Here is a 2330-nt window from a genome sequence, read left to right as displayed (position 1 = left end):
ATAACCGAGATCCGCATAGTTCCGATTTCCTCCCGTCGGGCCCTGTTCACAGGGTACGTGGTGGACGTCGGGATCGCACAGCCTCACGGCGTGCCATGAACAGCCTGGCCACGAGCGCGCCGGCCATGGCGCCGATCGTGTTTGCGGCGACGTCGGCGACGGACGGAAAGCGCGCCGGCAGGAACGCCATCTGGCCGAGTTCGATCACGACGGAGAGGATGAACCCGGCAACGGCCCCGCCCCACCAGAGCCGCAGGCCCAGGATGATGGCGACCAGGGCGCCCAGCGGAATAAACAGGATCACGTTTGAGGAAAATTCCACCACCCCGTAGTCGAACCAGGGAGGGACGCCCCAGCTGTGCAGTTGCCGGAGCCACCGCATGAGGTAGGTGGCCGCGCCCCGGTCAACGGGCACCGGCCAGAAGGCAATCAGGCCGAGGACCGGAACGCAGGCGCACAGGCCCCAGATGGCGACGCGGCGGGGTAGCAACTGGCGTCCCCTTTCAGCGGTCCACCTTTTTGCTGATTCTAGCGGCCGGCGGCGGCAGGCGCAGGGTGCGCGTGCCGCCGCCGGTGTGCCGGATGCTAGCTGAGCAGCCCGGCCACGCCAATCGCCGCCGTCGCGGCCCCCAGCAGCATGGAGATGCTGACCAGGACCACATGGACGGTCAGGAAGCGCGTGGCCTTGCCGTTGGCGTCGCGGGCACGCGGATCCTTCATGACCCGGCGCAGGAACTGCGGCCAGACAACAAGGGACCAGACGCCGGCGACTATCAGGACGACGGCGAGTACCGCGGGCAGTTCCACGGGGTCAGTGGCTTTCGAGCCAGGCCTGGGCCTGCTGGGACTGCAGGTTCAGGGCCTTTCCGACCATCGGTTCTGCGGCGTCGGCGATCTTGCCGCCAAGGAACGGCACCGAGGAGGTCACGTCGCCCTCGAGCTCGATCCGGGTGCTGCCGCCGTCGGACACGAGACGCTGGACAGCCTTCACGTCCAGCGGGGCGCCGGAGACCTTCAGGGAGATCTTGCTCTGCCGGGAGCCGTCGGCGGCGGGGGCCTCCCAGGCCTCCAGCTGCGTCACCTTCAGGCTTTCGCCAACAAATTTCCGGGCAATGTCGGGCATCCGGGTGGTGGGGATGGTCCGCACGGTGGTGGTGTTGAAAGCGCCGGCGGTGTCACCGTCGATGGCGAAGGATTCCAGGGTGCCGCCGACGAGTTCGCTCGTGTGGCGCAGGAAGTCTTCATTGACGAAAACCGCGGTAACGCGGTCGACGCTGTGCGGAACGGTGGTGGATGCACTCAGGGCCATAGGGGGTCCTCCGTGATGTGGAAGTGGACGTTTCGGGCTCCAACATCCTACGTGGTGTGCCGGGCTGGCTCCGATTCGAGGTTTTCCAGATCCCGGGCGGCGGCGGTGATATTCCGCGACATGGCGGGAAAAATGACGCTGTGGAACGGCAGCACTGCGAGCCAGTAGAGGCGGCCGCTGAGGCCCTTGGGGAAGAAGATGGCGCGCTGGCGGTAGCGGCTGCCAGTCCCCTCCGGCTCCACGGAAAGTTCGAGCCAGGCCCGGCCCGGGGCCCGCATTTCGGCCCGCAGCCGCAGCAGCCGGCCACGGTCGATCCGCTCGACCCGCCACCAGTCCACCACCTCGCCCTCGGCCAGCAGGTGCGGGTGCCGGCGGCCGCGCAGCAGCCCCGCCCCGCCGGTGAGCTTGTCCAGCCAGCCGCGCACCTGCCAGGCCAGTGGCAGGGAGTACCAGCCGTTCCGGCCGCCGATTCCTTCGATGACGGTCCACACATATTTGGGGTCCACGTCGCTTTGGAAGCTTCGCTCGTCCACGTACACGGCGTGTCCGGACCAGTCCGGGTCGCTCGGCAGGGGATCGGCGTCGACGCCGGCGCTGGCCCACGTGGTCTCCACCTGGCCGTCGCGTTCCTTGCCCAGGGCGAGGGCCACGGCCCGCCGGTAGGGGGTCAGGCCGCCCTCCGGCGCAGGGATGTACGCGTCGATGTCGTGCTCGGCGGCGACGGCGTCGTGCTGGAGTGATTCGACGAGCGGCAGGGACATGGAGAGCGGGATGGGGGTGGTCAGTGCCACCCACAGACCGGCCAGTTTGGGGGCCGGCACCGGCAGCGCCAGCACCACCCGGTGCGGCAGGCGGGCCTCTGCGGCGTATTCCTGCATCATTCCGGCGTAACTGAGCACCTGGCGGCAGCCGATGTCGAAGGTCCGGTTGATGGGTCCTTCCAGCGACGCTGCCGCCACGAGGTAGTACAGGACGTCACGGACCGCGATCGCCTCGATCTTGTTGCGCACCCATCTCGTGG

Annotated in this window: 4 protein-coding genes; all 4 read right to left on the bottom strand. The window is 68.3% G+C overall.

Going from position 1 to position 2330, the window contains the following annotated elements:
- Positions 1-46 precede the first annotated feature (46 nt).
- Positions 47-490, bottom strand: coding sequence for a VanZ family protein (locus LQV45_RS26260; protein ID WP_230009621.1), 444 nt, complete (start codon positions 488-490; stop codon positions 47-49).
- Positions 491-585: 95 nt separating this feature from the next.
- Positions 586-807: an SCO4848 family membrane protein gene (locus LQV45_RS26255; RefSeq protein ID WP_018774651.1), complete on the bottom strand. Its 222-nt coding sequence runs from the start codon at positions 805-807 to the stop codon at positions 586-588.
- A gap of 4 nt (positions 808-811) precedes the next feature.
- Complete coding sequence (locus tag LQV45_RS26250) at positions 812-1309, bottom strand: DUF2505 domain-containing protein (RefSeq protein ID WP_223914131.1); 498 nt, start codon at positions 1307-1309, stop codon at positions 812-814.
- Positions 1310-1356: 47 nt separating this feature from the next.
- Positions 1357-2330: SDR family oxidoreductase (locus LQV45_RS26245; RefSeq protein WP_230009619.1), on the bottom strand; the 974-nt coding region annotated here is incomplete at its 5' end.

The sequence above is a fragment of the Microbacterium sp. Bi128 genome (assembly GCF_918698205.1).
This window is presented reverse-complemented; position numbering and strand designations above follow the sequence as displayed.

Coding starts and splice junctions, on each gene's coding strand:
- LQV45_RS26250 (WP_223914131.1), bottom strand. CDS start 1,309: ATGGCCCTGAGTGCATCCACCACCGTTCCGCACAGCGTCGACCGCGTT.